Below are 24,234 nucleotides of genomic sequence, written 5' to 3'. Positions count from 1 at the left end.
CGGGTCGCGACAGAAGCGGGGTGTGAGCGACAAGCAACAGTTCCGCTCGATCTACGAGTCCCACCACGCCGCCGTCTGCGCGTACTTCGCCCGGCGGGCCGCGCGCGACGACGTCGAGGACCTCGCCGCGGAGACCTTCGCGATCGCATGGCGCAAGCTGCCGCGGCGCGTCTCGGATCCGCTGCCGTGGCTGTACGCGGTCGCCGGCAACGTGCTCGCCAATCACCGGCGCCGGCTGGCGCGGCGCGGCGAGTTCGCGCTCGATCCATCGACCGGCGATCCCGCCGAGCGGTTCGGGGGTGACCGCGGGCTCGCTGTCGCCTTCGCGCAATTGGGCGAGCGCGACCGCGAGGCGTTGTGCCTCGTCGCGTGGGAAGGGCTGTCGATCCCGGATGCGGCGCGCGCCGCGGGCTGCTCGACGGCGACCTTCAACGTCCGGCTCTCACGAGCGCGCGCCCGGCTGGCGCGCCTGCTCGAGACCCCCACGAACCTGGAGACCTCATGGACCCTGTGATGGAACGCGTCCGCGCGGCGGACCCCGTGTCGGTGGAGGAGTTCGCGGGCCTTGCGGACTTCGACGCCTTGGAGCTGGCGCCGCGGCGGCGTTGGCGGCGCCGCTGGCTGTCGCTGCCGGCGGTGGGTGCGGTGATCACGGCATTGGTGCTGGTGCCGTCGGGCGCCCCGGCGGCGAGCGAGGTCGTGCAGCGGGCGATCCAGACGATGGCCGTGCCGTCGGACCAGATCCTCTACGCGAAGTCGCATGCCTCCGACGAGGGCACCGACTACGGCGAGCGCCAGGTGTGGGTGTACGGCACGCAGCAGATGCGCTGGCTCGAGCCCGACAACGAGGAGGTCTACACCAAGGGCCAAGGCACCACTCGCTGGTGGAAGGGCAAGGTCGAGAAGTTCCCCGAGGTGACGATGGTCCCCAACGAGATCTTCCGCGCGGGGGCGCTGCTGGAGGCCGCGCGCGCCGCCAAGGGCGGTGTGTCGATGACCGAGTCCGACGAGGCGTACGTCCTGACCTGGCGCGAGAAGTCCGGCCCGCCGCACTGGCCGAAGATCGAGCTGACGATGTGGATCGACAAGGACACGTACGCGCCGCTGAAGTTCACCGACCACAGCTGGGGCCAGGACGTCAACGGCAAACCGTTCGACCAGACCTACACCGAGCAGATCCTCGAGTTCAAGACCCTCCCGGCGACGCCCGAGAACCTCAAGCAGCTGGAGATGACCCCGGGGCGGTAGGCCCTCAGCGAACGCCAAGCCAACGCACAGCGTCCGCTCGGGGCGGGCGTCGATGGTGGTCGCATGTCGACCCTGGCCTTTGACCACCCCCGGCGCCGTCGCACGGCGCTCGCCCGCCCTTCGCTCGCCGCACTGACCGCCCGTCCTGAGCTGATCGTCCTGTTGGCGATCGCGGGCGTGCTGAATCTGTGGGCGCTCGACCTCAACGGCTGGGCCAATGACTACTACGCGGCCGCCGTGCGCTCGATGACCACCTCATGGCACGCGTTCCTCTACGGCGCGTTCGACTCGGCCGCGCTGCAGACGGTGGACAAGCCGCCGCTCGCGCTGTGGATACAAGCTTTGAGCGCGCGGGCGTTCGGCTTGAACTCGTGGTCGATCCTCGTGCCGCAGGCGCTGATGGGGGTCGCGACGGTCGGGCTCGTGTATGACCTGGCGCGGTCGCGGTTCGGGCGCTCGGCCGGCTTCGTGGCCGGTCTGGTGCTGGCATTGACGCCGATCACCGTCGCGATCTCGCGCCACAACAACCCGGACGCGCTGCTCGTGCTGTGCGTCACCGCGGCAGTGTGGGCGTTGGATCGTGGCCTGCGGCAGGGCGGCTCGGTGCGCTGGCTGATGCTGGCGGGCGCCTTCGTCGGCCTCGGGTTCGAGACGAAGATGGCCGCCGCGCTGCTGGTCGTGCCGGGCATGGTCGCGGCGTGGATGTGGGTGGCGCCGCGCGGCCGGCTCGTCGCGTCGCGTCAGCTGTTGGCGGGTGGGCTTGTGATGGCCGCGGTCGGGCTCGCCTGGCCGGTGCTCGTGTGGCTCACGCCCGCGGACTCCCGCCCCTACGTCTCGGGCACCGACGACAACTCGATCTGGTCGCTGATCCTCGGTTACAACGGCCTCGGCCGGCTCTTCGGGCAGGACGGTGGGCCGGGTGGCGGCATGGGCGGAGGCGGCGGCTCGACGTTCGGCGGCTCCACCGGACCGTTGCGGCTGCTGAACGAGGCGCTCGGCGGACAGGCGGGCTGGTTCCTCGGGTTCGCGGTGGTGGCCGCGGTCGCGTTGGCCGTCTCGACGCGGCTGCGCCGGGACGACGCGCGGACCGGTTGGCTGATCGCCGTCGGCGGCGCGTTCGCCGTGACCGCGATCACGTTCTCTCGCGCCTCCGGCATCTTCCACCCGTATTACGTCGCCGCGCTGGCGCCGTTCACCGCGCTGCTCGTGGGTGGCGGCTGGTCGCTCCTCACCCGCACCGCGGGTCCGTTCATCCTGCTCGGCGGTGCGGTGACCGAGGCGATCGTGATCGGCAGCAGCGCGACCGATCTCGAGTGGGCGCGCTGGTTGATCGTCGGCGCGACCCTCGCCGCCGCGCTCGGCCTGGTAGTGGCGCGGTCGCAACGGGTGCGGCGGATCGTCGCCACGGCCGGGGTGACCGTGCTCCTGCTCGCGCCGGCGTCCTGGTCGGTGCAGACCTTGGGCCACGCGACGAGCTCGACGTTCCCGGCCGGCGGCCCGCAGTCCGCGCAGACGATGGGCGGCCCGGGCGGCGGCCGCGGCGGGATCGGAGGCGGCGGGTTCGGCGGCACGCCGCCGACGGGCGCGCCCGGCGCCGGAGGCGGCATGCTCGGCGGCGACACCTCGTCGCTCACCTCCGCCCTGACCTACATCAAGGCCAACGGCGGCGGCACGCTCGTCATCTCCAGCCAGTCCGGGGCGGCCAACTCGATCATCTCCTCCGGCGCCGACGTCGCCGCCCTCGGCGGCTTCTCCGGCAGCGAGACGACCGTCTCGATCGACTGGCTGGCCGACATGGTCGCGCAGGGCAAGATCCGCTGGATCATCGTCTCCTCCGACGGCAACACCGGCATGCGCGACGGCCGCGCCGGCTCGACCGCGGCGATGAACGCGGCGGCGCAGGTCGGCCAGGCGGTCAGCTCCGTCGACGGCCTCTACGACCTCCAGGGCACCGCCGCCGCCCTGCGGGCGCTGGCCTGACCCTAGGGGGTGGGCGACAACAAGGTCCACTGTGGACCTCCGTGTCGCCCACCCCCTGTAGCCTCGCCCGCATGAAGTTCGGGCTCTACGGGCTGCACAAGGGTGAGAACACCGAGCCGGAGGCCTTCGCGCGGCGGGCGCGGGCGGCCGAGAACGCCGGCTTCGAGTCGATCTGGGTGGGCGATCACATCGCGCTCCCGCCGGACGCGCCCGACGACGCGTACGACCCACGGCTCGAGGCGCTGGTCGCGTTGTCGTATCTCGCCGCGGTCACGGAGCGGGTGCGGCTCGGTCTGGGCGTGATCATCCTCCCGCAGCGTCAGCCGGTGCTGCTCGCGAAGCAGCTGACGTCGATCGACCGGCTCTCCGGCGGGCGCCTGATCGCGGGGTTCGGCGTCGGCTACCTGGAGGCGGAGCTCGGCGCCCTCGGTTCGACGCTCGCCGAGCGGGGCGCACGCACCGACGAGTCGCTCGCCGCGATCCGGATGCTGTGGGACGAGCCGATGCCGGAGTTCAGCGGGCGCTTCGTCTCCTTCTCGAACGTGATCCAACGGCCGCGGCCGACGCAGATTCCGCACCCGCCGATCACGATCGGCGGCGACTCGCCCGCGGCGATGCGGCGGGCACGCGAGGCGGGCGGGTGGTACGGGTGGGAGCTCGCGCCGGAGGAGATCGGCGCGGTGCGCGAACGCCTCGGCCCGGACGTCGAGATCACGATCACGCCAGGCCCGCCGGGCCCGATCGACCCGGACGTCGTGACGCGCTACGAGGAGGCGGGTGTGGCGCGGCTCGTCCTGCAGCCGCCGGTCACGACCGGGGCGGCGATGGACGAGCTCATCGCGTCAATCTAGGCGCCTCGCCCGGCGCCAGTTCGCGGTAGTCCGGGAGACCTTTCAACGCGTCTTCGGCGCCGCCTGGCGCGTAGACGGCGAGCAGGACGAGCGGCTCCCAGCCCGTGTTCAACGTCGAGTGGAACGCGGCCTTCGGAATCCAGATCGTGTGGCCGGGGCGGACGTCGAACGTGGTCGTGTCGTCGACCATCTGCTCGCCGGTGCCGCTCAGGACGTAGAGGATCTCGTCGGCGTCAGGGTGGTTGTGGCGCTCGTGGCCCTGGCCGGGCAGCAGCACGACGTGCATCAGGCTGACGTTGTCCGAGACGCCCGCGACGAGCGGCTTGATCACGCCCCAGTCGAAGGACATCGTGGGTAGTTCGGCGGGGTCGATCAGTTTCGAACTCACAGGGTCAGCTCCTTGAAGCGGCGCATGTTCTCGGTCATCGCGACCTCGGTCGGGAGGCGCTCCATGCTCGACGCGCCGAAGAAGCCGACGATGCCCTCGGTGCGCTCGAGGACGTACTGGGCGTCGGCCGGCTCGGCGAGCGGGCCGCCATGGCAGAGGACGAGGACGTCGGGGTTCTCCCGGATCGCGGCGTCGCGCATCGCCTGGATCTCCTCGACGCACTGGTCGAGGGTCTTGGCGGTCTGGGCGCCGATCGTGCCCTTCGTGGTCAGGCCCATGTGCGGCACCAGCACGTCGGCACCCGCCTCGGTCATCGCGGCGGCCTGCCGCGGGTCGAAGACGTACGGGCACGTGAGCAGGCCCAGCCCGGCGGCCTCGCGGATCATCTCGACCTCGAGCGCGTAGCTCATCCCCGTCTCCTCCAGGTTGAGCCGGAAGGTGCCGTCGATCAGGCCGACCGTGGGGAAGTTCTGGACGCCGGCGAAGCCCGTGCGCTGCACCTCGTCGAGGAAACGGTCCATGAGGCGGAAGGGGTCGGTGCCGCAGACGCCGGCGAGCACGGGGGTGTCGCGGGCGACGGGCAGAACCTCGCGGGCCATGTCGAGGACGATCGCGTTGGCGTCGCCGTAGGGCATCAGGCCGGCGAGCGAGCCGCGGCCCGCCATGCGGTAGCGGCCGGAGTTGTAGATGATGATCAGGTCCGCGCCGCCATCCTGGGCGCACTTGGCGGACAGGCCGGTGCCCGCGCCGGCGCCGATGATCACGCCGCCGTCGCGCACCGTCGCGCGGAGGCGCCTACGGGCTTCGTCGCCCGTCATGAGAGCAGCTCGTCGAGCTTGTCCGCCATCGCTGCGGCGAACGCCTCGTCGTTGATGTCGTTGTCCAGCTCGATCACCTCGACGTCAGCTTCGCGGACCGCTTCGAAGAGCGCGGCGTCCGCCTCGGGGTCGTGGAACGGCTGGCCCTCGGCGTCGATCAGCGAGACGCCGCGCTTCGGGATGAACAGCACCGTCGGACCCGTGGCCGCCGAGAGCTTGCGCGCGATCCTCCGGCCCAGCTCGGCGCACTCCTCGGGCGTCGTGCGCATCAGCGTCACCGACGGGTTGTGCACGTACAGGTTGCGGTCGGCGAACTGCGGCGGGACGGTGTCCTTTGCCCCGAAGTTCACCATGTCGAGCGCGCCGAGCGAGACGACCTGCGGGATGCCCTTGCGGCCCGCCGCCTCCAGCCGATCCGGGCCTGCTGAGAGCACGCCACCGACGAGGTCGTCGCAGAGCTCGGTCGTCGTGGCGTCCAGCACGCCGGCGAGGAAGCCCGAGTCCACCAGCGCCTCCATGGCGCGCCCGCCGGTGCCGGTCGCGTGGAAGACGAGCACCTCGTACCCGCGCTGCTCGAGGAGGGCGCGCGCGTGGTCGACGCACGGCGTGGTGACGCCGAACATCGTCGCGCCGATCAGCGGCTTGGAGTCGTCGTGCTCGACCGGCGCTGCGCCCACCATGCCCGCCATCGCCGCGGCGGCGTTCGCCAGCACGCGGGCGGAGATCGAGTTCAGGCCCGCGACGTCGGTGACCGAGGCCATCATCGTGATGTCCGTGCCGCCGACGTAGTCGCTCGTGTCGCCCGCGGCCATCGTCGAGACCATCAGCTTCGGCACGCCGACGGGCAGAGCGCGCATCGCGGCGGTGGCGATCGCCGTGTTGCCCGAGCCGCCCGCGCCCAGCACCCCGTCGATCCTCCCCTCCTCGTGGAGGCGTTTCGCGAGCCTGGCGGCGCCTTCGGCCATCGCGGTCACGGCCGCGCCGCGGTCGCCGAGGCCTGAGGTGTCGGCGATCTCGTCGCGGGCGACGTCCGGCTCGACCTTCGGCGGACCGACGGTCCCCGCGTCGGCGAGCAGCACCTCGACTCCCGCCTGCTGCAGGCGGGCGCGCAGGAACGCGAGCTCCTCGCCTTTGGTGTCGAGGGTCCCGATCAGCAGGACGGCCATGCCCGGCGCACTGTACCTTCCGCGGCTCGTGAGGACTGCACTCATCACCGGGGCCGGAACCGGGATCGGCGCCGCCACCGCGGGAGCGCTCGCCGCCGACGGCACGCGCGTCGCGCTCGTGGGCCGCCGCCGCGAGCCGCTCGAGGAGATCGCTTCCGGGCTCCCCGACGCGGTCGTCGTCGTGGGCGACATCACCACCGAGGCGGACCGGATCGTGCGCGACGCCGTCGACGCGTTGGGCGGGCTGCACGTCGTGGTGAACAACGCGGGCGCGATCCGCCGCAACCTGCGCGTGCACGAGATCGACGACGCGTGCTGGGACGAACAGCTCGCGGTCAACCTCACCGGCCACTTCCGCGTGCTCCGAGCGGCGCTCCCACACCTGCTCGCTGCAACCGGTGACCGCTCGATCGTCAACGTGGGTTCGACGCTGTCGCACAAGGTCGTCCCCGGCCACGGCGCGTACGCGGCGGCCAAGGGCGGGATCGTGTCTTTGACCAAGCAGCTCGCGGTCGACTACGGCCCCGACGGGATTCGCGCGAACGCGGTGCTGCCCGCGGTGGTGAAGACGGCGCTGGCGCACACGGATCGCCCGGACTTCGAGAACCGCGCGGAGGCGATGGCGGGGATGTACCCGCTCCGCCGCCTCGGCGAGGCCGAGGACGTCGCCGCGGCGATCGCGTGGCTGGCGTCGGACCGTGCCGGCTGGGTGACCGGCACGATCCAGGACGTCGACGGCGGCTTCAGCGTCACCTGACCGAAAACCGCCAGACAGACCCACCCGCCGCCGTCACGCTGAACGCCATGACGGCAGCGGAGTTCGCGGCGCGCCACAAGGACGGGCCGATCGTGGTGGTACCCAACGCGTTCGACGTCGCGAGCGCGCGGGTGATGGCGCGACTGCGGCCGGTCGCGATCGGGACGAGCAGCATGGCGATCGCGCGCGGGCTCGGCTACGACGACGGCGAGAGGATCCCGCGCGACGAGATGCTCGGTGCGATCAAGCGCATCGTCGACGGCGTCGACGTGCCCGTGACGGCCGACGTCGAGGCGGGCTACGGCGACGCGGCCGGGACCGCCGAGCGGCTGCTCGAGATCGGCGTGATCGGGCTCAACATCGAGGACGCGCGGCAAGGCGCGCTGCTCTCCGTCGAGGACGCCACCGCGAACATCGCGGCGATCCGACGGGTCGCGGGCAGCAACCTCGTGATCAACGCCCGCGTCGACTCGTGGCTCGACCCCGGCGACGACGCCGACGTCGTGGTCGAGCGTGGGAACGCCTACCTGGCGGCCGGCGCCGATTGCGTCTTCGCACCCGGCATCAGCGACGTGAGCAGCGTGGTCGACCGGCTCGACGGGCCGCTGAACGCCTACGTCAGCCCCGCCACGCCCTCGATTCCCGAGCTCGAAGCGCTGGGCGTGCGCCGCGTGTCCGTCGGCAACGCGCCTTACGACGCGTGCCTGCGGCTGGTCGAGCGGATCGCGACCGACCTCCTCACCCACGGGCGGTTCGACGCGCTGTTCGCGTGAGGTGGGAGGCGGAGATCGCCGACGGGCCGGAGGCGCTGACGACGCGCTTTCACGAGGTGCAGGCCAAGTCGGCGCTGAACCGGGTGCAGGGGCGGATGCCGTGGGGTTGGACGATCAACCCGTACCGCGGCTGCACCCACGCGTGCACGTACTGCTTCGCCCGCCCCACCCACGAGTACCTCGGCATGAACGCGGGCGACGACTTCGAGCGCGAGATCGTGGTCAAGGTCAACGTCGCCGAGGTCCTGCGCACAGAACTGGGGAAGCCGAGCTGGAAGCGCGAGCACGTCGCGCTCGGGACGAACACCGACCCGTACCAGTGGGTGGAAGGCCGCTACCAGCTGATGCGGGGCATCTGGAAAGCCCTCCGAGACGCCGCGAACCCCTGCAGCGTGCTCACGAAGTCCCCGCTGCTGACCCGCGACATCGACCTGATGCTGCAGATCGCCGAGCGCACCCGCTTCACGGCGTATCTCTCGGTGCCGACGATCGACGAGCGCGCGTGGCGCGAGTCCGAGCCGCGCACGCCCAGCCCGCGCGCACGCCTGGAGGCGCTCCAGCAACTCGCCGGCGCGGGCCTGGACGTCGGCGTGGTGATCGCCCCGCTGATGCCCGGGATCAACGACTCGCCGGAGCAGATCGAAGAGATCGTCGCCGCGGCCGAGCGAGCGGGCGCGGAGAGCATCGACGCGCTCCCGCTGCACCTGCGCGGCTCGACGAAGCAGGTGTTCTTGGAGTGGCTGCGCACCACACGGCCGGAGCTCGTCCGCCGCTATGAGAGCCTGTACGGCAAGGGCTCCGAGATGCGCCGCGACGAGCACCACCGCCTCACGGAGCTCGTCAAGCCGCGCGGCCGCACCTGGGAGGAACGCATGCGAGAGCGTTATGACACGCCGTCCCAGCTGCCACTGTTCTGAGGCGACGATGCACGCCGACGTCGCCCGCCGCGCCCTCGCCCTGATCGCCGACGGCCTCGTCGACCGCGACGGGGTCCCCGGTCTCGCCCGCCGCCTCGGCTACAGCGAGCGCCAGCTGCACCGGATCCTCGTCGCCGAGCTCGGCGCCGGCGCCATCTCGCTCGCCCGCGCGCAACGCGCCCACGCCGCCAAGCTGCTGCTCGACGAGTGCGGTCTGTCGCTCGCGGAGATCGCGCTCGCGGCCGGCTTCGGCTCGATCCGCCAGTTCAACGACACGATGCGCACGGTGTACGGCACCACGCCGACGAACCTGCGCGCCGGGCCGAGGCCCGCCAGCGGCATCCGCCTGCGACTCCCTACGAGGCCCCCGTTCGACGGCCCCGGCGTCGTCCGCTTCCTGCAGCGCCACGAGGTCCCCGGCCTCGAGCACGTCGAGGACGGCGCATACACCCGCGCCCTCGCGCTCGAGCACGGCGGCGGCCGGGCGACGCTCACCCCCGAGCCCGACGCGCTGATCTGCGAGCTCAAGCTCGACGACCTCAGAGACCTCACCGCGGCGGTCGCGCGCTGCCGCCGCCTGTTCGACCTGGACGCGGACTCGCGGGCGATCGACGCGCATCTCGAAGGCGTCATCGACGGCGACCCCGGCATCCGGATCGCGGGCGCCGTCGACGGCTTCGAGCTCGCCGTGCGGACGATCATCCGCCGCGAGAACGCGTACGAGTTCGCGCGTGCGACCACCGCGGAGCTGATCCGCCGCTACGGCGCCCCGCTCACGGATCCCACCGACACCGTCACCCACCGCTTCCCCACGCCCCACGCGCTGGCGCACGCCGACCCGGAGACCTTCGGCGTCGACACACGCAGAGCGCACGCGATCAAGGAGCTCGCCCACGCCGGCCTGTATCTCGACGCCGGCTCGAACATCGCCGAGGAGGTCGAGGCGCTGCAGGCGATCCCGGGCATCAGCCCCTGGATCGCCGGCTACGTCGCGATGCGCGCCCTGGGCGAGAAGGACGTCTACCTCGACGACTGCGACCGCCTCACCCGGGCGCTGCACGGCGACGCTCCCGATCCGGACCGCTGGAGTCCCTACGGCTCCTACGCGATCGCCGCGCTCTGGCGCAGCCTCGACGAGATCCCCGTCTAGTACGTGGCGTGATCGATCGCGCCCTCGCGCGCGACCACCACGTCCGTGACCAGCTCGGGTCCGAAGAGCCCGTGAGCGACGACGCCCGGCTCCTCGTCCAGCCGCAGCGCCAGCTCGAGCGGGTCGCCGACCGGCCCGATCCAGTCGGCGATCACGCCGCCGTCGGGGCTCGCCGGGCCGGGCCGCACGACGGCGTGCTCCAGCCGCCGCAGGGTCGCGGCCGCGCCGTAGGCGAGCAGCTCGATCGGCACCGGCGCCACGATCCGCTCGACCACCTTCTCCCCGGACGCGATCACGACGAACCGCGCGGCCGCGGCGGCGACGACCTTCTCGCGCGTGTGCGCGCGCCCGCCGCCCTTCACCAGCCACGGCCCCGGACCGATCTGGTCGGCGCCGTCGATCGCGATGTCGAGGTCGGTGAACTCGTCGAACGGCTCGACGTCCAACCCGAGCGCGATCGCGGCCTCCGAAGTGGCGGGCGACGTGGACACGCAGCGCAGGCTCAGCCCGCGTGCCGCCAGTGCCGGCAGCAGCGGCGCGACCGTCGACCCGGTCCCCAATCCGACGCGCATCCCGTCCTCGACCAGCTGCGCCGCGAACTCCGCGGCCGCGCGCTTGTCGGACTCGGTACTCATGGGCGGTCCGGCAAGGGTGACGTGAGGAAGGCGCGCAGCAGCTCGACTGTGGTGTCGAGGTCGCGCGGGTCGATCGTCTCGAACGCCGTGTGCGTGTAGCGGGTCGCCACCGTGACCAGCGCGGTCGGCGAGCCCGCCTCGGCCAGCGCGAGCCCGTCCGAGCCGTAGCCGGCGAACAGGCCGTCCTGGGCGGGGACGCCGAGCCCCAGCAGGTGCTGGGTGAGGATGCGGTCGTAGATGATCCCGGTGTCGCGGTGCACGACGATCGGGCCGGCTCCGAGCCGCGTGCCGTACTCGCGCTCCTCGACCGCGGGGATGTCGCCGGCGAGACCGACGTCGAGCGCGATCGCGGCCGCGAAGCCCTCCTCGCGGATCAGCGCCCGCGCGCCGTGCAGGCCGTTCTCCTCCTGCGTGGTGGCGATCAGCCACAGCTCGCACGCGAGGTCACTGAAGTCGAGCGCGGCGTCCATCAGCGCGAGCCCGACGCGATTGTCCATCGCGGGCCCGATCAGCAGGCCGCCGACCCGGCGGGTGGGTGCGGAGAAGATCACGGGCGCGCCGACGTGCACGCCGGCGGCGAGGATCGCGGCACGCGACATCCCCAGCTCGACCCAGAAGTCGTTGAAGCTGAGCTCGTGCGTGTCGCGCTGCTTGGCGGTCAGCACGTGGCCGGACGAGGCGGTGAGGATGCCGTCGAGCCAGCTCCCGCCACGGGTGAGGATGCGAACCGGCTGCCCGACGGGGTGGCGACGCTCGGGGCCCGTGCGGCGGTCGCCCTGAGCGGTGTCGAGCAGAACGAAGCCGTCGTCGGTGATGTGGCGCACGACGTAGCCGACCTGGTCCATGTGCGCCTGCAGCAGCACACGCGGGCCGGAGCCGCCGACGCGGGCGATCACGTTGCCGATGGGGTCGCGGCGCAGCTCCGCGCAGCGCGGTCCCCAGCGGGCGGTCAGGAGCGCGGCGAGCTCATGCTCAGCGCCCGATGGCGCGGGTACCGCGCAGAGTTCGGCGAGCAACTCCTCCATGAGGTCACCACTCTGCCATGTGGGCGTTCACCTCGCGCAACACGTACGGGCCGAGCGTCGTCGAGAACGTCGTCGAGAGGTGCCCGACGTCCTTGTGCACGAGCGCGCCGCCGATCACCGGAAAGCAGTTGGCGCGATCGCACATGAACGGCGTCAGGTCGATCGTCTGCACCCGCGGATCGTTGAGTCGCGTCGCGGCTTCGATCGCCGGATCTGGCGCGAGCGCGGTCGCGACCGGGACCTGACACGTCGTCCCGGGCGGTTTACGGCGCTCGACCGCGCGGGCCACGCACGCGTTGGTCGACTCGCGGTTGTGCGGGGGGTCGCGCAGGACGATCACGTGGCGGATCGAGGCCGGGAGGCCCGTGTAGGCGGCGATGTAGCCGTTCGTCTTGGCCTCGAAGCGCTCTTGGCCCTTCGGGACGACCACGCCCGCCCCCGTGTTGCCGGAGACGAAGATCGTGTCGATCTCGGGATGCGCGGTCAGGTAGCCGAGCGTGTCGCGCTTGAACTGCTCGCACTCGGAGCCGTCGGGCTCGGGGAGGCTCGTGCGGGCGCCGGTGTACGGGCACTGGCTGCGGTAGAGCGTCACGCCTCGCCAGCGGTGCACCTTGAACACGTGCTGCAGGGCGGCGCGCCAGTGGACGGCGTGGCTGTCGCCGATCAGGGCGACGGTCCGGCGTGCCTTCGCCTTGGGCGTCCCGAACAGGCAGCGCGAGGGCGGCGCCTTCGAGGTGACGGGCGCGCACGCGGCGCTCGCCTCCAGCAGCGCGTCGTCCGGCGTCGGCGTGACCGAGAGCCTCAGCTCGGGGTTCGTGCACGGCTTGAGGGGATCGCGCGCCGCCGCGCCGAAGCAGCGGGGCGCCGCCGCGTGGGCTGTCGCGCAGCCGACAAGCAGCGCCGCCACCGTCACGACGACGCCGTAGGGTACGCGCGATGCTCCGCCGAACCGCATTGCTCCTGATCCTTGCAGGCATCCTGGCGGGCGCGCTTGAAGGCACCGCCCAGGCCGCCCGCAAGACCGTCGTCCTGCGGTCCGCGCCCGTCGCGATGGCGGGGTTCAACGTCGAGTTCCCGAAGCTCTGGGTCCCGACCCCGAAGCTCGACGGCTACGTCGTGGGGATGGACGCCCGGCTCGTCGACGAGCGCGGGAAGCCGGTGACGATCCGCGACCTGATGCTGCACCACGTCGTCTTCTACAAGCGCATCCGCCCCGCGTCGCAGTCGGTCTGCGCGGGCAAGTCGCAGGAGGCGTTCTACGGCAGCGGCGAGGAGCTCCAGCAGCTCCGGCTCCCCGCCGGTTACGGCTACCCGACGGCCAAGGGCGAGCGCTGGAAGATGAACGCGATGCTCATGTCGCACTCGCTGCGGTCGCTGAAGGTGCGCGTCGAGTACACCGTGACGATCGAGACGTCGCGCAAGCTCGAGCCCGTGATCCCGCTGTGGGTACGAGCCAACGGCTGCGGCGACGCCGTCAGCTACCCCGTGTGGGGCGGCGGCGGACCCGGCGGCCTCGACACCCGCACGTACGACTGGCGGGTCCCGTTCGACGCGCGGATCGTCGCCGTCGGCGGCCACCTGCACGGCGGCTCCAAGGACATGTTCCTCTCGCAGCCCGAGTGCGGCGGACGCCGGCTGCTGGACACGACGCCGCGCTACGGCATGCCCGACGACCTGTACTACACGGCCCGCCCGATCCTGCACGAGCCCGGCCCGATCGACACGCGCTACTTCCTCTCGGCGACCGGCATCCAGGTGCGGCGCGGTGAGACCTTGCGCCTCACCGGCATCTACGACTCCTCCAAGCCGCACACGCGGGTGATGTCGATCATGCACATCTATCTGGCGAAGCACGCGGCGCCGGCGGTCCAGGACTGTGCGCCGTTGCCGGCGGACGCGCAGCAGCTGGTGAAGGACCGGCCGGTGCGGCTCGACCCGCCGGACGTCTCCGTGCCGTTGAACGTCCTCGGCGACGACGGCCACACGCACGAGCTGACGTCCCTGCCGTGGCCGCTGACGCCGTTGGGGAATCCCGCGACGGTCGCGTTGAAGGACAACGCGTTCGACCCGCCGTACGTGCAGCTCAAGAGCGGGTCGAAGCTGACCTGGAGCTTCGACGACAAGATCGCCCACAACGTGACCTTCGCGAGCGGGCCGATGCTGCAGGGCAGCCCCACGCTCTCCGGCGGGCGGACGTTCACGACGCAGTTCACGCGCGCGGGGCGCTACGAGCTGTTCTGCTACCTGCACCCGTTGGCGATGCACCAGGTCGTCGACGTAGTCGACTGAGCGCCTCTTCGACGGTCGCGACCGCGCCGGGTGGGCGTGGTCGCGGGCGGCGGACGATGACGATCGTGGCGCCGCGCTCGCGGGCGGCCTGGAGCTTGGGCGCCGGGCCGCCGCTGTCCTTGGTGACGAGGAGGTCGATCGCGTGCTCGCGCATCAACTCGCGCTCCTGCTGCAGCGTGAACGGGCCGCGGGCGAGGAGCGCGGCGTGGCGCGTGTCCGGTGGCGTGATGGCCCGGACGACGATGAAGGCGTCGACTTCCTCGAACGCGTGCAGGTCTGTGTGGCCGGTGGTGAGCAGGACGCGTCTGCCGTCGCAATGCGCCGCGGCATCGGGGACGCTCGCGACCCAGATCTCCCCCGCCTTCGGCTCCCACCCGGGACGCTCGAGGCGCAGCGCACCCTTGGCCTTCTCGGAGATGCGGGTGGCGAACGGGTGGGTGGCGTCGACGACGGCGTCGAAGCCGGTGAGGTCTGAGGTGCCGATTCGCGTCACGCCCGGCAGCGCCGCGGGTTCGGTGCGCCCGGCGAGGCTCGTCGTGACCTCGTCGCCGCGGGCGTGCAGCGCCTCGGCGAGTTCTCTCGCCTCGGTCGTCCCGCCTAGGATCAGCACCCGCATATGGAGAAGGTCCTGCTCATCGGCATCGGCGCGGGTGACCCGTCGTACGTGACGGCCCAGGCGGTCGAGGCGCTCAATTCGGTCGACGTCTTCTTCGTCCTGGAGAAGGCCGCCGAGCAGGACGATCTGGTCGCGCTGCGTCGTGAGATCGTCGATCGATACGTAAAGCGTCCGTTTCGCTTTGTGGTCGCCGACGACCCGCCCCGCGGCCGCGACGTCGAGGCATGGCGCGCCGCCCGTGCCGACCTCGTCGCGGGGCTGCTCGAGACCGATGGCGTCGGCGCCTTCCTCGTCTGGGGCGACCCGTCGCTGTACGACGGCATGATCGACCTGATGGAGCGCCTCGCGGTCCCGTACGAGGTCATCCCCGGGATCAGCGCGGTGTCAGCGCTTGCGGCGCGGCATCGCGTGGTGTTGAACCGCGTCGCGGGCGACGTGCTGATCACCACCGGCCGGCGCGTCGCCGCCGGGTTGCCCGACGGCGCGCGCGACGTGGTCGTGATGCTCGACTCCGGCCTGGCGTTCACGGCTCTGGAGGGCGACTGGGAGATCTACTGGGGCGCCTACCTAGGCACCCCCGACGAGATCCTGATCGCGGGACGGCTGAGCGAGGTCGCTGACGAGATCGTGCGGGTGCGCGCCGAGGCCCGTGCCCGCAAGGGTTGGATGTTCGACACCTATCTGCTTCGTCGCTAGCGCTCCGAACACGAAGCCCAGCGTCCCCCAGATCACCGCGTGCATCCCGACCGTGGCGAGCCGGAAATCCCACAGCAGATCGGCGGGGAAGCCGTTCGGCACCTCGTTCACGCCGGGCATGACGACATACGCGACGACGACCAGTGCGAGGAACGCCACGACGCGTCGCAGGCGTACCGCGGCGACGGCGGCGGCGATCGAGATCGCGAGCATCGTGAAGTAGAGCTGCGTGCGCTCCCCGATCGTCGCCGGGTCGCCGACGGCGGGCGGGTTGGACGGGTACTTCAGGAACGGGACGAGGAAGATCACGGTGAAGCCGGCGAGCGCCAGCACCGCCGCCGTGCGCTTCGGATTCGCCTTGATCGTGCGGTTCCACGCCATCGCGAACACGAGCGCGAAGATCCCGCCGAGCGCGGTCGCGTACACGACCGTCGCGGTCAGCAGGCCCGGGGTCGACTGCGCCCCGCGGCTCACCAGCGGCGCCTCGCCCGTCGGCCCCTCGATGGCGATCGCCTTGTCGACCTGGGGCTCGCCGAAGAGCTTGGCGAACACGAACGCGAGGATGCCCGCCGCGAGCCCGACGAGCATCCCCCGGATCAGGAGTCCGCGGACCATCAGTGGCAGGGGAAGCCGAGGAGGTGCCGGCCGTCGTGGAGCCACTCGTGCACGGTGGCGCCCTCGTTGGCTCCCACGAAGTAGAAGAGCAGCACCGCGATCAGCGCGAAGAAGATCGCGTAGGGCGCGATGTCGTCGATCGGGATCGACGGGGCCTGCGTGGTGGCGGGCGGCGCGGTCACGTCGGTCATGCGGTACCTCCTGTTAGGGCTACGACGGTCGTGCCGGCGGCGAGCTCGGCGACTTTGGCGGTGGCGCCATAGCCGTCGCCCGTGATGCCGCCGAGCGTGTGGTGCAGGACAAAGCCGGTGACGGCGGCCGCGATGGCCGCCGCGAGCAGGGCGGGTGCGCCGCCGAGCGGGGTCACGATGACGGCGGCGAGGACCGTCGCCGCGATCAGGCCCGGGGTGGTGACCCGCAGGAGGGAGCCGGAGCCGCCCGGTTTGGCGGGCGGCAGCTTGGAGACGGGCAGGATCGCCCAGCGGCTGAGCGTGTGCGCGATGATCAGGGCCTTCACGGCGTCTGCCGTATCGAGCGTCGCGATGGTCGTGGTGGAGATGCCGATCGCGACGATCAACGCGAGCGCCCCGAACGTCCCGACCCGCGGGTCCTTGAGGATCTCCAGGCGCCGTTCTCGCGTCGTGTGGGCGCCGAGCGCGTCGGCGACGTCGGCCAGGCCGTCCTCGTGCAACGCGCCGGAGACGATCATCGCGGCGGTGACGGCCAGCAGCGTCGCCGGCAGCGGCGGGAGCGCCTGGTCCGCGAGCGCCCGCGTTCCCGCCGCGATGCCGCCGACGAGCGCGCCGACGAGCGGGAAGAACAGCGCGGCGCGGGTGAGGTCCGAGCCGCCGCGGACCGGGATGCGCGTGAGGAAGGCGACCGCGGTCAGCATCGCTTCAGGGCCTCGATCAGGCGGTCAGTGGCGGCGTCGTCGCGGACGGCGATCCGGATGTGCTCGTCGTCGAGCCCGAGATCCTGGGTGGGACGCACGGCGATGCGCTGGTCTCTGAGCCGCTGCGCGACGTGCGGCTCGACCTTCGCGAGGACGAAGTTCGCGGTGGCTTCGTAGGTGTGGATGCCGAGGTCGTTCAGTCGCCGCGTCAGGCGCTCGCGACGCTGCGCGATCGTCTTGACGAGTTCTTCGTCGGCGTCGGGCGCACGTGTCGCCCAGGCGGTGATCGCGGCGAGCGCGGGACCGTTGACGGGCCAGGCCTGACGCCGCGCGTGAAGCCGCTCGACGAGGTCCGGCGGCCCGATCAGGTAGCCCGCCCGCAGGCCCGCGACCGAGTAGAGCTTGGTCAGGCTCCTGAGCACCACGGTGTCCGGGTGCCCGGCGAGGCTCGGGTGCGGGCCGTCGACGAAGTCCATGAACGACTCGTCGACCACGAGGCCGCGCTGAGGCCTTAGGTGGTGGAGCACGCCGGTGGGGTTGCAGGGGTTCGTGACCAGCACCATGTCGGCGTCCGGCAGCGGCGGCAGCGCGAAGCCGTCGTTCGGGTCGCGTCGAATGAGGCGTGGCGTGTGGCCGTGGGCCTTGAGCGCCGCCGGCCCTTCCCCGAACACGGGTGTGACGATGGCGGTCGTCGCCGTGGGCGGGAGCGCCGCGGCGAGCAGCCAGAAGCCTTCGGCGGCGCCATTGAGGAGCAGCACGTTGCGCGCGTCCACCCCATGGCGCTGGGCCACCGCGGCGGTCGCGACACGCTCGTCCGGATAGGAGCCGATGCACGCCCAGGCGTTCGCGACGGCGTCGGTCAGCCATTCCGGCGGCGGCGCGTCGACGACGTTGACGGCGAAGTCCTCGTCGCCGGGACGGACCAGCTTGTCGCCGTGCACGACCCGCGTGGGCCTCGCCGGTTCGGTCGGAAGCGGCAGCACGCGTCCGGCGACCACGAGCAGGACCTTGTCGGCGTGCTTCGCGAGTCGCTGCGTCGCGTCGCCGGCCAGATCCAGCCACCGGCGCGTCGCGGGCTCGACCGGCACCGGTCCCAGTCCCGCCTCCTCCGAGACGACGATCAGCGGGTCGTCGCGTTCCTGCGTGAGCGCGGCGATCCCGGCTGCGACGATCGCGTCGATCTGGGGCGCCGGCGTGTGGAACGCGTCGTGGCGGTGCATCACGCCCGCGATCCACGCGCCGAGGCCGTCGAGGAGCACGGTGCCGCGCGGGATCGTCAGCTCGTCCGCGGCCTCGATCGTCGTCCATCGCGGGCCGCGCCGGGCCTGGTGGGCGTCGATGCGCGCGGCCATCTCCGGGTCGGTGTCGGCGCCGGTGGCGATGTACGTGCCGCCGTCGCCCGCGAGCCGCTCCGCGACCGCGCTCTTGCCGCTCCGGCGGCCGCCGATGACGAGGGTCAGGCTCATGCGTCGAAGTACAGGAGGGCGTTGACGGCGGCGACCGCGACGGCCGACCCGCCCCGCTCGCCCCGGTTGGAGATCGACGGCAGCGGCGAGGCGTGCAGCGCTTGCTTCGCCTCGGCGGCGCCGACGAAGCCGACCGGCAGCCCGATGATCAACGCCGGGTCATCCGGCGGCGTCTCGATGAGCTGCTGGAGCGCGGTGGGTGCGTTGCCGATGACCCACACCGCGCCGGCGGGTGCTTCGCTCGCCGCTAGCCGCATCGCCGCCGCCGTCCGGGTGGGGAGACCACCGCTGAGCGGGGCGGGGACGATCGCCTGGCGCGTGGTGATCCCCGCCGCGACCATCCGCGCGTCGGTGTAGATCGGCGCGCCGCTGCGGAGCGCTTCGCGGCCTCGCTGCAGCGCGTCCTCGTCGAGCTGCAGCGAGTCGCCGAACGAGAGATCCGCCGCCGCGTGGATCACCCGCTCGGCGACCGCCCGCGACAGCGGCGGCAGATGGCCGAGGTCGATGCGAGAGCGCAGGATCCGGTAGCTCTCCTGCTCGATCGGATGGATCGCTCGGGTCAACGTGATTCCTCCGCGATCGCGCATGTCGCGTGCGCCGAACGCCGTTTGGGGACGATCAGGGATCCACGCGTGGCGAGCAGCGCGGCCGCCTCGGCGACGCTCGGCGTGCCGACGTGGGTGAGGACCACCGGCGACGGTGTGGGCACGACGACGCGTTTCAGCTCCGCCGCACCGAATGTCCGCAGCGGCACACCGAACCGCTCCGCCAGCGCGACGACGCACGGCTCTGTGCTGCGCCGGTCCACGCTGGCCACGGCGACGACGATCCCGTCGAGCCCGTCGAGCGTTTCGTCGACGAGCGCCGCAAGCTCCTCAGGCGCGCACCCAAGGCTGCACCCCGCGCCGACCACGAGCCGGGCCCCGGAATGAACACGCGTGCTTGTCTCTCGAGCCCAAACGTGCACGAAACCGCACGAACCCGCAGAAACGGGCGTTTCGCGGGCGAAACGGGTCACACCGCGTGTCCGGGCGGCGACGCGACCCGCCGCCCCCGCCGGCGCCACGCCGGGCTCGGGCGCCGCCGCGGCGCCCGCCGGCACCGCGCCGCGCACAGCTGCTACGGCCCGCACGCCGTGCCCCACCGCCCCGCCCGGCTTCACGCGCGCCTCCCCACGACGACGGTCACGGGGTTCTCGGCCGCGAGGCGGTGGCCGCCGGCGAGCGGGCGGACGCGGTTCGCCTGCAGCGTCGTCGCGCTCACCTGGAGGCCGTGGCCGGCGAGGGCATCGATCGTCGGGGCGACGCGGTCGATCAGCGCGATCGTCACCACGACGGCGCGACGCGTGAGCGGCGCGACGTGGTCGAGGATCGCGGGCAGGTCCGCGCCGCCGCCGCCGACGAAGGTCGCGTCCGGGTCCGGGAGGTCGCGCAGTGCCGCCGGCGCGCTGCCGGTGACCGTGCGGACCGGGACGTCGTGGGCGGCCGCGTTGCTTGCGGTCAGCGCGATCGCCTCCGGGTCGTCGTCGACCGCGATCACCGCCGCGCCGAGGCGCGCGCACTCGATCGCCACCGAGCCGCTGCCGCAGCCCACGTCCCAGACGAGGTCGCCGGTGCCCGGGCCGAGCGCGGCGAGCGCGACCGCCCGCACCTCGGCCTTCGTGATCATCCCGGCGCGGTGGTCGAACGCGTCCTCGGGCAGCGCCCAGCTCGTCGCCCGCGGCGCCCGCTCGTCCCCCTCCACGATCACGACGTTGGGCCGCGCGAAGGGCGGTTCGCTCCCGATCCGCTCGTCCGGCGTGCCGAGCGCCTCCGCCACCGTCACGCGGCGACCGTCGAGGGCTTCGACGATCGCCGCCGCGTTGTCGTCGGTGAGGATCGCCACCTTCGGGTGGCGCAGCGCGGTGTGGATCGCGGGCCGCGGGTCGCGCGCATGGGCGGACACGACCAGCGCGTCGTCCCACGGGATCCCGAGCCGCGCGAACGCCAGAGCGACCGACGAGGGCGCGGGATGCACCTCGAGCGGCGCGTCGCCGAGCGCGCGCACGATCCCGAAGAACCCGGGGTCGCCCGACGCCAGCACGCACACCCGCCCGGTCTCCTGCTTGAGCGCCGCGACCGTCGCCTCGATCCCTTTGCCGAGGACGACGCGGCGAGCGGTGGGCGGCGCCAGTTCGTCGAGCACCGCGCGGCCGCCCGCGACGACATCGGCCGCCGAGAGCAGCGGTTCCGTTCCGGGCGGGACGCGCCCGCCGGAGACCCCGAGCACCGTGATCATGCGCCCTTCTTCCGGTAGCGGTCGGGCCGGCCGAGCGGGCGGAAGCGGTGGCCGTAGCCGGCGTCGTAGACGTGCGAGCGGCCCGCCTCGACGCCGAGCGCCGGGCCGACGAGCACGAGCGCCTGGGTCGTGATCTTCGCGGCCCGCACGCGCTCGCCGAGCTCGTTCAAGGGGCAACGGATCACGATCTCGTCCGGCCAGCTCGCCCGGTAGACCACCGCGCACGGCGTGTCGTGCGCGTAGCCGCCCGCGAGGAGATCGGCCTGCAACTCGCGCGGACGGCGGACCGAGAGGAACAGCGCCATCGTCGTCCCGTGGGCGGCGAAGGCCTTCAGCTCCTCGTTGGGCGGCATCGACGTGCGCTGCGCGCGGCGGGTGAGGATCAGCGACTGGGAGACGTCGGGGATCGTCAGCTCCTGCCCGAGTGCCGCCGCGGCGGCACCGAGCGAGGACACGCCGGGGACGATCTCGCACGTCAGGCCGAGCTCGCGGCACGCGCGGAGCTGCTCGTTCAGCGTGCCGTAGAGGGTCGGGTCGCCCGAGTGGACCCGCGCGACGCCGAGACCGCGCTCCGCCGCGCGGCGATAGATCGCGAGGACGTCTTCGAAGGTCTTGTCGTCGGAGGCGATCAGCTCCGCTTGCGGTCGCGCGTGCTCGAGCACGGCGGGATCGACGAGCGAGCGCGCCCACACGATGACGTCCGCCTCCCCCAGCACGCGGGCCGCGCGCAGCGTGAGCAGGTCGGCCGCACCCGGGCCCGCGCCGACGAACCACACCCGCCCGTTCATGCCGCCACCCGTCTCGGCGCCGCCCGCACGAGGTCCGGCCGCACGGCCAGCAGCGCGCGCACGATCAGGAACGTCAACCCGGCCTCGATGGCGGCGATCACCGCGTAGGAGCCGAGGATCGAGACCGCGATCGTGGTGCGGTCGATCTCGACCGCCGCGCCCAGCTCGACCTCGAGCAGGAAGATCGAGGCGGCCAGCAGGACGGATACGGCGGCGGTCACGCCCGCCGCCGGTGCCACACCGAGCGGGCGCCGGAGCGCCAGCAACAGCGGGTAGCCGACGAAGGCCGGCACGAGCGCGAGGTTCGTGATCGTCAGGCCGAGCGTCGTGATGCCGCCGTCGCCGAGCACGAGCGCCTGGATCGCGCACACGACCGCGATCGTCAGCGCCCCCGCCCACGGCCCGAGCAGCACGACGGCGAGCGCACCGCCGAGCAGATGGCCCTGCGTGCCGACGGTGATCGGCACCATCGGCGCCTCGGCGACGAGGAAGAACGCTGCCGCGAGGCCCGCGAGCGGGAGGTCCTTCTCGCGCATCGACCGGCGTGCCCCGCGCAGGCACACGGCCAGGCCCGCCACGGCGGTGGCGGTACCGAGGGCGGCTGCTTCGCCGGTCAGGAAGCCGTCGGGGATGTGCATAGCTCGAGTGCGGCGGCGGGGCCGACGACGAAGGTCACGGGCGGGGGCAACGGGGCGGGAAGGTCCTCGAGCGTGCCGCGGAGCACCTGCTGGCTTGAGCGTGCGGCGGCGCTGATCGCGGCGACGGGCGTCTGCGGGTCACGTCCGCCCGCGATCAACGCTGCTGCTGTGCGGCGAATATGGCCACGGCCGGTGAGGACTACGAGCGTCCCGCCGAGGCGGGCGAGCGCGGCCCAGTCCGGCGGCTCGGCGTGCTCGTCGTCGTCGTTGCCGTCGACGAACGTCGCCGTGACCGACAGCTGGCGCAGCATCAGTGGGATGCCTGCCGCGGCGGGCGCGGCCAGCCCCGCCGACACGCCCGGCGTGATGTCCACCTCGATGCCGGCGTGCATGAGGGCGACCGCTTCCTCCGCCCCGCGCGAGGCCACGAACGGGTCGCCGCTCTTGAGCCGCACGACGTCCCTTGTCCGGCCGAGCTCGATCAGCAGGGCGTTCACCTCATGCTGCGGCAACGCCTTTCGCCCGGGTGCGCGGCCGACGCAGTGCCGTTCGGCGTCCGGCGGCGCGAGCGCGACGATCGCGTCCATCGACGGCCGGTCGTAGACGACGACCTGGGCCGTGCGGATGCGCTCAGCGGCCGCCAGCGTGAGGAGGCTCGGGTCACCCGGCCCGGCGCCGACGAGATGCACCGTCATCCGCGCCTCGCGATCAGGTGCGACGACGCCCACTCCGCGGTCTCCCCCGCGATCAGCACCAGCGACCGCATCGTCACCGTGCCCGGGTCGAGCGCTTCGAGGGTCGTGCTGACGATGTGCTCGTCCGCTCGCGCGACGTCGGTGGCGACGACCGCGGGCGTGTCGCCCGCGCGATGCGCCCGCAGGATCGCGAGCGCGCGCTCGAACGGCTCGACGCGTGTGCGCGACCGCGGGTTGTAGAGCGCGAGCGCGATCCCCGACGTGGCGAGCGCCGTGAGCCGTTTCTCGACGGTCGCCCACGGGGTGTGGAGGTCGGAGAGCGACAACGTCGCCCAGTCGTCCGCGAGCGGCGCGCCCACGCGCGCCGCGACGGCGAGCGCCGCGGTGACGCCGGGGATGACCTCGACGCGCAACCCGGTGGGCGATGCCGCGAGCGTCCGGGCCGCCATGCCGTGCACGCCCGCGTCGCCGGACGACACCAGCGCGACCCGCGCGCCGGCGGCGGCGCGCTCGACCGCCTCGGCCGCGCGCGCCGTCTCCTCCCCCATCCGCCCGCGCACGATCTCCTGGTCGTCGAGCAGGTCAGCGCACTGGTCGACGTACGGGCCGTAGCCGATTACGACGTCGGCCTCGCGGATGGCGCGCTCCGCCGCCGCGGTGCGGTGCTCCGGGCCGCCCGGCCCCAGTCCCACGATCGACAGCGTCATGCGACGAGGGGGTTGAAGCCGGCAGGAAGCTCGAGCCGATGCGCGCGCATGAAACCCTCGTCGGCGAGCACCTCGCGAGTGGCGCCGTCGGCGACGAGCTGGCCGCGATCCAGCACCACGGCGCGCGGGCACAGCTCGAGCGCGTAGGGGAGATCGTGGGTGATCAGCAGGAGCGCGAGGCGCAGTGAGACGAGCACGTCGAGGAGCTCGCGGCGGCCCGCGGGGTCCAGCGCCGCGGTCGGCTCATCCAGCACGAGCACGTCGGGGCGGCAGGCGAGCACGCCCGCGATCGCCACACGCCGCCGTTCACCCGCGCTCAGCGAGTGCGGCGCCCGGTCGCGGAGCTCGGTCCCGCGCACCGCGTCGAGTGCCTCGCCGACGCGGGCGCGCAGCTCGTCGCCGCGCAGCCCCTGCTTGGCCGGACCGAACGCGACGTCGGCCTCGACCGTCGGCATGAAGAGCTGGTCGTCGGGGTCCTGGAAGACGATGCCGACGCGGCGACGCAGCGCCTTTCGCTCCAGCGCTTCGCCACCGACGCGCACGCCGCCGGCCACGTCGTCCAGCGCCCCACACGCGGCGAGCGCGAGCGTCGTCTTCCCCGCCCCGTTCGGCCCCAGTACCGCCACCCGCTCGCCGCGAGCGATCTCCAGATCGACCCCGGCGAGCGCGCTCGTCCCGTCCGGGTACGCGTACGCGAGCTGCGTCAATGCGAGCGCGGGCGGCCCATCCGCTGTCGCCCGCGGTGCGGGCCGCAGCGCCGGCCGGCGGATCTCCGGCGCGACCAGCGGGGCGCGCGTCGCCCGCCGCGAGCGGCGCGACCCGCGCGCGGGCCCGTCGCCGTGCGGCG

The 24,234-nt window shown here is 72.8% G+C and carries 28 protein-coding genes and 1 pseudogene; 10 read left to right on the top strand and 19 right to left on the bottom strand.

Annotated elements, in window-relative coordinates; genetic code table 11:
* The first annotated feature begins 22 nt into the window (after positions 1 to 22).
* From G569_RS0135280 to G569_RS0135265, 4 genes are all read left to right on the top strand, one after another.
* Positions 23 to 514: an RNA polymerase sigma factor gene (locus G569_RS0135280; RefSeq protein ID WP_028066906.1), complete on the top strand. Its 492-nt coding sequence runs from the start codon at positions 23 to 25 to the stop codon at positions 512 to 514.
* Positions 502 to 1,248 carry a hypothetical protein gene (locus tag G569_RS0135275; protein ID WP_157592528.1) on the top strand — a complete coding sequence of 249 codons (747 nt, stop codon included), beginning with the start codon at positions 502 to 504 and terminating at the stop codon, positions 1,246 to 1,248. The genes G569_RS0135280 and G569_RS0135275 overlap by 13 nt, the downstream gene beginning before the upstream one ends.
* Before the next feature lie 63 nt (positions 1,249 to 1,311).
* Complete coding sequence (locus G569_RS54240) at positions 1,312 to 3,228, top strand: ArnT family glycosyltransferase (protein ID WP_053227453.1); 1,917 nt, start codon at positions 1,312 to 1,314, stop codon at positions 3,226 to 3,228.
* A 71-nt stretch (positions 3,229 to 3,299) separates the two neighbouring features.
* Positions 3,300 to 4,079: a TIGR03619 family F420-dependent LLM class oxidoreductase gene (locus G569_RS0135265; RefSeq protein WP_028066904.1), complete on the top strand. Its 780-nt coding sequence runs from the start codon at positions 3,300 to 3,302 to the stop codon at positions 4,077 to 4,079.
* Here the strand turns inward: G569_RS0135265 and G569_RS0135260 are convergent.
* Genes G569_RS0135260 through G569_RS0135250 form a run of 3 tightly spaced genes read right to left on the bottom strand, consistent with a single transcriptional unit; the run spans position 4,063 to position 6,451 of the window.
* Entirely contained in the window at positions 4,063 to 4,467 is a 405-nt protein-coding gene (locus tag G569_RS0135260; RefSeq protein WP_028066903.1) for a cupin domain-containing protein, read from the bottom strand. The genes G569_RS0135265 and G569_RS0135260 overlap by 17 nt on opposite strands.
* Positions 4,464 to 5,285, bottom strand: coding sequence for a phosphoenolpyruvate hydrolase family protein (locus G569_RS0135255; RefSeq protein ID WP_028066902.1), 822 nt, complete (start codon positions 5,283 to 5,285; stop codon positions 4,464 to 4,466). The genes G569_RS0135260 and G569_RS0135255 overlap by 4 nt, the downstream gene beginning before the upstream one ends.
* Positions 5,282 to 6,451: a Tm-1-like ATP-binding domain-containing protein gene (locus tag G569_RS0135250; RefSeq protein ID WP_028066901.1), complete on the bottom strand. Its 1,170-nt coding sequence runs from the start codon at positions 6,449 to 6,451 to the stop codon at positions 5,282 to 5,284. The genes G569_RS0135255 and G569_RS0135250 overlap by 4 nt, the downstream gene beginning before the upstream one ends.
* 28 nt (positions 6,452 to 6,479) lie before the next feature.
* Here G569_RS0135250 and G569_RS0135245 point away from each other — a divergent pair, with 28 nt between their 5' ends.
* Genes G569_RS0135245 through G569_RS54225 form a run of 4 tightly spaced genes read left to right on the top strand, consistent with a single transcriptional unit; the run spans position 6,480 to position 10,048 of the window.
* The gene (locus tag G569_RS0135245; RefSeq protein WP_169542311.1) at positions 6,480 to 7,208 is read left to right on the top strand and encodes an SDR family NAD(P)-dependent oxidoreductase; all 729 of its coding nucleotides are present in this window, start codon (positions 6,480 to 6,482) and stop codon (positions 7,206 to 7,208) included.
* A 47-nt stretch (positions 7,209 to 7,255) separates the two neighbouring features.
* Positions 7,256 to 7,981, top strand: coding sequence for an isocitrate lyase/PEP mutase family protein (locus tag G569_RS54235; RefSeq protein ID WP_053227451.1), 726 nt, complete (start codon positions 7,256 to 7,258; stop codon positions 7,979 to 7,981).
* Complete coding sequence (locus G569_RS54230; protein ID WP_053227450.1) at positions 7,978 to 8,898, top strand: radical SAM protein; 921 nt, start codon at positions 7,978 to 7,980, stop codon at positions 8,896 to 8,898. The genes G569_RS54235 and G569_RS54230 overlap by 4 nt, the downstream gene beginning before the upstream one ends.
* A 7-nt stretch (positions 8,899 to 8,905) precedes the next feature.
* Entirely contained in the window at positions 8,906 to 10,048 is a 1,143-nt protein-coding gene (locus tag G569_RS54225) for an AlkA N-terminal domain-containing protein (RefSeq protein WP_037501219.1), read from the top strand.
* Here the strand turns inward: G569_RS54225 and rpiA are convergent.
* Genes rpiA through G569_RS54220 form a run of 3 tightly spaced genes read right to left on the bottom strand, consistent with a single transcriptional unit; the run spans position 10,045 to position 12,663 of the window.
* The gene (gene rpiA, locus G569_RS0135225) at positions 10,045 to 10,683 is read right to left on the bottom strand and encodes a ribose 5-phosphate isomerase A (protein WP_028066899.1); all 639 of its coding nucleotides are present in this window, start codon (positions 10,681 to 10,683) and stop codon (positions 10,045 to 10,047) included. The genes G569_RS54225 and rpiA overlap by 4 nt on opposite strands.
* The gene (locus G569_RS0135220; protein ID WP_028066898.1) at positions 10,680 to 11,708 is read right to left on the bottom strand and encodes a M42 family metallopeptidase; all 1,029 of its coding nucleotides are present in this window, start codon (positions 11,706 to 11,708) and stop codon (positions 10,680 to 10,682) included. Before G569_RS0135220 ends, rpiA begins: the two co-directional genes overlap by 4 nt.
* Before the next feature lie 4 nt (positions 11,709 to 11,712).
* Positions 11,713 to 12,663, bottom strand: a complete 951-nt coding sequence (locus tag G569_RS54220) for an SGNH hydrolase domain-containing protein (RefSeq protein WP_037501216.1) — start codon at positions 12,661 to 12,663, stop codon at positions 11,713 to 11,715.
* On the opposite strand from G569_RS54220, the gene G569_RS59650 reads away from it, so the two are divergent.
* Complete coding sequence (locus G569_RS59650; RefSeq protein ID WP_084286053.1) at positions 12,645 to 13,997, top strand: plastocyanin/azurin family copper-binding protein; 1,353 nt, start codon at positions 12,645 to 12,647, stop codon at positions 13,995 to 13,997. The two genes, G569_RS54220 and G569_RS59650, sit on opposite strands and share 19 nt — an antisense overlap.
* Here the strand turns inward: G569_RS59650 and G569_RS54210 are convergent.
* Positions 13,918 to 14,613, bottom strand: a complete 696-nt coding sequence (locus G569_RS54210) for a precorrin-6A/cobalt-precorrin-6A reductase (protein ID WP_064750515.1) — start codon at positions 14,611 to 14,613, stop codon at positions 13,918 to 13,920. The genes G569_RS59650 and G569_RS54210 overlap by 80 nt on opposite strands.
* Here G569_RS54210 and cobF point away from each other — a divergent pair, their 5' ends adjacent.
* A complete protein-coding gene (gene cobF, locus G569_RS0135200) occupies positions 14,614 to 15,309 on the top strand; it encodes a precorrin-6A synthase (deacetylating) (RefSeq protein WP_028066896.1) in 696 nt (231 codons plus the stop codon).
* A 54-nt stretch (positions 15,310 to 15,363) separates the two neighbouring features.
* On the opposite strand, the pseudogene G569_RS65720 reads toward cobF, so the two are convergent.
* From G569_RS65720 to G569_RS66590, 12 genes and pseudogenes are all read right to left on the bottom strand, one after another.
* Positions 15,364 to 15,897 (bottom strand): annotated as a pseudogene (locus G569_RS65720) (CbtA family protein); the annotation flags it as partial.
* A 26-nt stretch (positions 15,898 to 15,923) separates the two neighbouring features.
* Positions 15,924 to 16,115 (bottom strand): CbtB domain-containing protein, encoded by a 192-nt coding sequence (locus G569_RS0135190; RefSeq protein ID WP_028066895.1) that lies wholly within the window; start codon positions 16,113 to 16,115, stop codon positions 15,924 to 15,926.
* Entirely contained in the window at positions 16,112 to 16,816 is a 705-nt protein-coding gene (locus G569_RS59645) for an adenosylcobinamide-GDP ribazoletransferase (RefSeq protein WP_053227449.1), read from the bottom strand. The genes G569_RS0135190 and G569_RS59645 overlap by 4 nt, the downstream gene beginning before the upstream one ends.
* Positions 16,810 to 18,282: a bifunctional adenosylcobinamide kinase/adenosylcobinamide-phosphate guanylyltransferase gene (locus tag G569_RS59640; protein WP_053227448.1), complete on the bottom strand. Its 1,473-nt coding sequence runs from the start codon at positions 18,280 to 18,282 to the stop codon at positions 16,810 to 16,812. Before G569_RS59640 ends, G569_RS59645 begins: the two co-directional genes overlap by 7 nt.
* The gene (locus G569_RS0135175) at positions 18,279 to 18,845 is read right to left on the bottom strand and encodes a precorrin-8X methylmutase (protein ID WP_028066893.1); all 567 of its coding nucleotides are present in this window, start codon (positions 18,843 to 18,845) and stop codon (positions 18,279 to 18,281) included. The genes G569_RS59640 and G569_RS0135175 overlap by 4 nt, the downstream gene beginning before the upstream one ends.
* The gene (locus tag G569_RS61785; RefSeq protein WP_211233174.1) at positions 18,842 to 19,396 is read right to left on the bottom strand and encodes a cobalamin biosynthesis protein; all 555 of its coding nucleotides are present in this window, start codon (positions 19,394 to 19,396) and stop codon (positions 18,842 to 18,844) included. The genes G569_RS0135175 and G569_RS61785 overlap by 4 nt, the downstream gene beginning before the upstream one ends.
* A 44-nt stretch (positions 19,397 to 19,440) precedes the next feature.
* The gene (gene cbiE / locus G569_RS0135165; RefSeq protein ID WP_028066891.1) at positions 19,441 to 20,559 is read right to left on the bottom strand and encodes a precorrin-6y C5,15-methyltransferase (decarboxylating) subunit CbiE; all 1,119 of its coding nucleotides are present in this window, start codon (positions 20,557 to 20,559) and stop codon (positions 19,441 to 19,443) included.
* Positions 20,556 to 21,347, bottom strand: coding sequence for a precorrin-4 C(11)-methyltransferase (gene cobM, locus G569_RS0135160; RefSeq protein ID WP_028066890.1), 792 nt, complete (start codon positions 21,345 to 21,347; stop codon positions 20,556 to 20,558). Before cobM ends, cbiE begins: the two co-directional genes overlap by 4 nt.
* Positions 21,344 to 21,985 carry an energy-coupling factor ABC transporter permease gene (locus G569_RS0135155; protein ID WP_028066889.1) on the bottom strand — a complete coding sequence of 214 codons (642 nt, stop codon included), beginning with the start codon at positions 21,983 to 21,985 and terminating at the stop codon, positions 21,344 to 21,346. Before G569_RS0135155 ends, cobM begins: the two co-directional genes overlap by 4 nt.
* Complete coding sequence (gene cobA / locus G569_RS54195; RefSeq protein ID WP_037501571.1) at positions 21,961 to 22,680, bottom strand: uroporphyrinogen-III C-methyltransferase; 720 nt, start codon at positions 22,678 to 22,680, stop codon at positions 21,961 to 21,963. Before cobA ends, G569_RS0135155 begins: the two co-directional genes overlap by 25 nt.
* Positions 22,677 to 23,387, bottom strand: a complete 711-nt coding sequence (locus G569_RS54190) for a precorrin-3B C(17)-methyltransferase (RefSeq protein ID WP_084286049.1) — start codon at positions 23,385 to 23,387, stop codon at positions 22,677 to 22,679. Before G569_RS54190 ends, cobA begins: the two co-directional genes overlap by 4 nt.
* A complete protein-coding gene (locus G569_RS66590; RefSeq protein WP_371683505.1) occupies positions 23,384 to 24,157 on the bottom strand; it encodes an energy-coupling factor ABC transporter ATP-binding protein in 774 nt (257 codons plus the stop codon). Before G569_RS66590 ends, G569_RS54190 begins: the two co-directional genes overlap by 4 nt.
* Positions 24,158 to 24,234 lie beyond the last annotated feature (77 nt).

Origin of the sequence: Solirubrobacter soli DSM 22325 (assembly GCF_000423665.1) — a bacterium.
GTDB classification, from domain to species: Bacteria; Actinomycetota; Thermoleophilia; order Solirubrobacterales; family Solirubrobacteraceae; genus Solirubrobacter; species Solirubrobacter soli.
The sequence above is the reverse complement of the archived record's forward strand: the minus strand, read 5'-3'. Positions and strand labels throughout refer to the sequence as shown.

Excerpts from the sequence above, each read along its gene's own strand:
- G569_RS0135250 (WP_028066901.1), bottom strand. The coding sequence starts at position 6,451 with ATGGCCGTCCTGCTGATCGGGACCCTCGACACCAAAGGCGAGGAGCTC.
- cbiE (WP_028066891.1), bottom strand. The coding sequence starts at position 20,559 with ATGATCACGGTGCTCGGGGTCTCCGGCGGGCGCGTCCCGCCCGGAACG.
- G569_RS54235 (WP_053227451.1), top strand. The coding sequence starts at position 7,256 with ATGACGGCAGCGGAGTTCGCGGCGCGCCACAAGGACGGGCCGATCGTG.
- G569_RS59645 (WP_053227449.1), bottom strand. The coding sequence starts at position 16,816 with ATGCTGACCGCGGTCGCCTTCCTCACGCGCATCCCGGTCCGCGGCGGC.
- G569_RS54220 (WP_037501216.1), bottom strand. The coding sequence starts at position 12,663 with ATGCGGTTCGGCGGAGCATCGCGCGTACCCTACGGCGTCGTCGTGACG.
- G569_RS0135155 (WP_028066889.1), bottom strand. The coding sequence starts at position 21,985 with ATGCACATCCCCGACGGCTTCCTGACCGGCGAAGCAGCCGCCCTCGGT.
- G569_RS54210 (WP_064750515.1), bottom strand. The coding sequence starts at position 14,613 with ATGCGGGTGCTGATCCTAGGCGGGACGACCGAGGCGAGAGAACTCGCC.
- G569_RS54225 (WP_037501219.1), top strand. The coding sequence starts at position 8,906 with ATGCACGCCGACGTCGCCCGCCGCGCCCTCGCCCTGATCGCCGACGGC.
- G569_RS59650 (WP_084286053.1), top strand. The coding sequence starts at position 12,645 with ATGCTCCGCCGAACCGCATTGCTCCTGATCCTTGCAGGCATCCTGGCG.
- G569_RS0135265 (WP_028066904.1), top strand. The coding sequence starts at position 3,300 with ATGAAGTTCGGGCTCTACGGGCTGCACAAGGGTGAGAACACCGAGCCG.
- cobM (WP_028066890.1), bottom strand. The coding sequence starts at position 21,347 with ATGAACGGGCGGGTGTGGTTCGTCGGCGCGGGCCCGGGTGCGGCCGAC.
- rpiA (WP_028066899.1), bottom strand. The coding sequence starts at position 10,683 with ATGAGTACCGAGTCCGACAAGCGCGCGGCCGCGGAGTTCGCGGCGCAG.
- G569_RS54240 (WP_053227453.1), top strand. The coding sequence starts at position 1,312 with ATGTCGACCCTGGCCTTTGACCACCCCCGGCGCCGTCGCACGGCGCTC.
- G569_RS54190 (WP_084286049.1), bottom strand. The coding sequence starts at position 23,387 with ATGACGCTGTCGATCGTGGGACTGGGGCCGGGCGGCCCGGAGCACCGC.
- G569_RS0135190 (WP_028066895.1), bottom strand. The coding sequence starts at position 16,115 with ATGACCGACGTGACCGCGCCGCCCGCCACCACGCAGGCCCCGTCGATC.
- G569_RS0135275 (WP_157592528.1), top strand. The coding sequence starts at position 502 with ATGGACCCTGTGATGGAACGCGTCCGCGCGGCGGACCCCGTGTCGGTG.
- cobA (WP_037501571.1), bottom strand. The coding sequence starts at position 22,680 with ATGACGGTGCATCTCGTCGGCGCCGGGCCGGGTGACCCGAGCCTCCTC.
- G569_RS59640 (WP_053227448.1), bottom strand. The coding sequence starts at position 18,282 with ATGAGCCTGACCCTCGTCATCGGCGGCCGCCGGAGCGGCAAGAGCGCG.
- G569_RS0135255 (WP_028066902.1), bottom strand. The coding sequence starts at position 5,285 with ATGACGGGCGACGAAGCCCGTAGGCGCCTCCGCGCGACGGTGCGCGAC.
- G569_RS0135220 (WP_028066898.1), bottom strand. The coding sequence starts at position 11,708 with ATGGAGGAGTTGCTCGCCGAACTCTGCGCGGTACCCGCGCCATCGGGC.
- cobF (WP_028066896.1), top strand. The coding sequence starts at position 14,614 with ATGGAGAAGGTCCTGCTCATCGGCATCGGCGCGGGTGACCCGTCGTAC.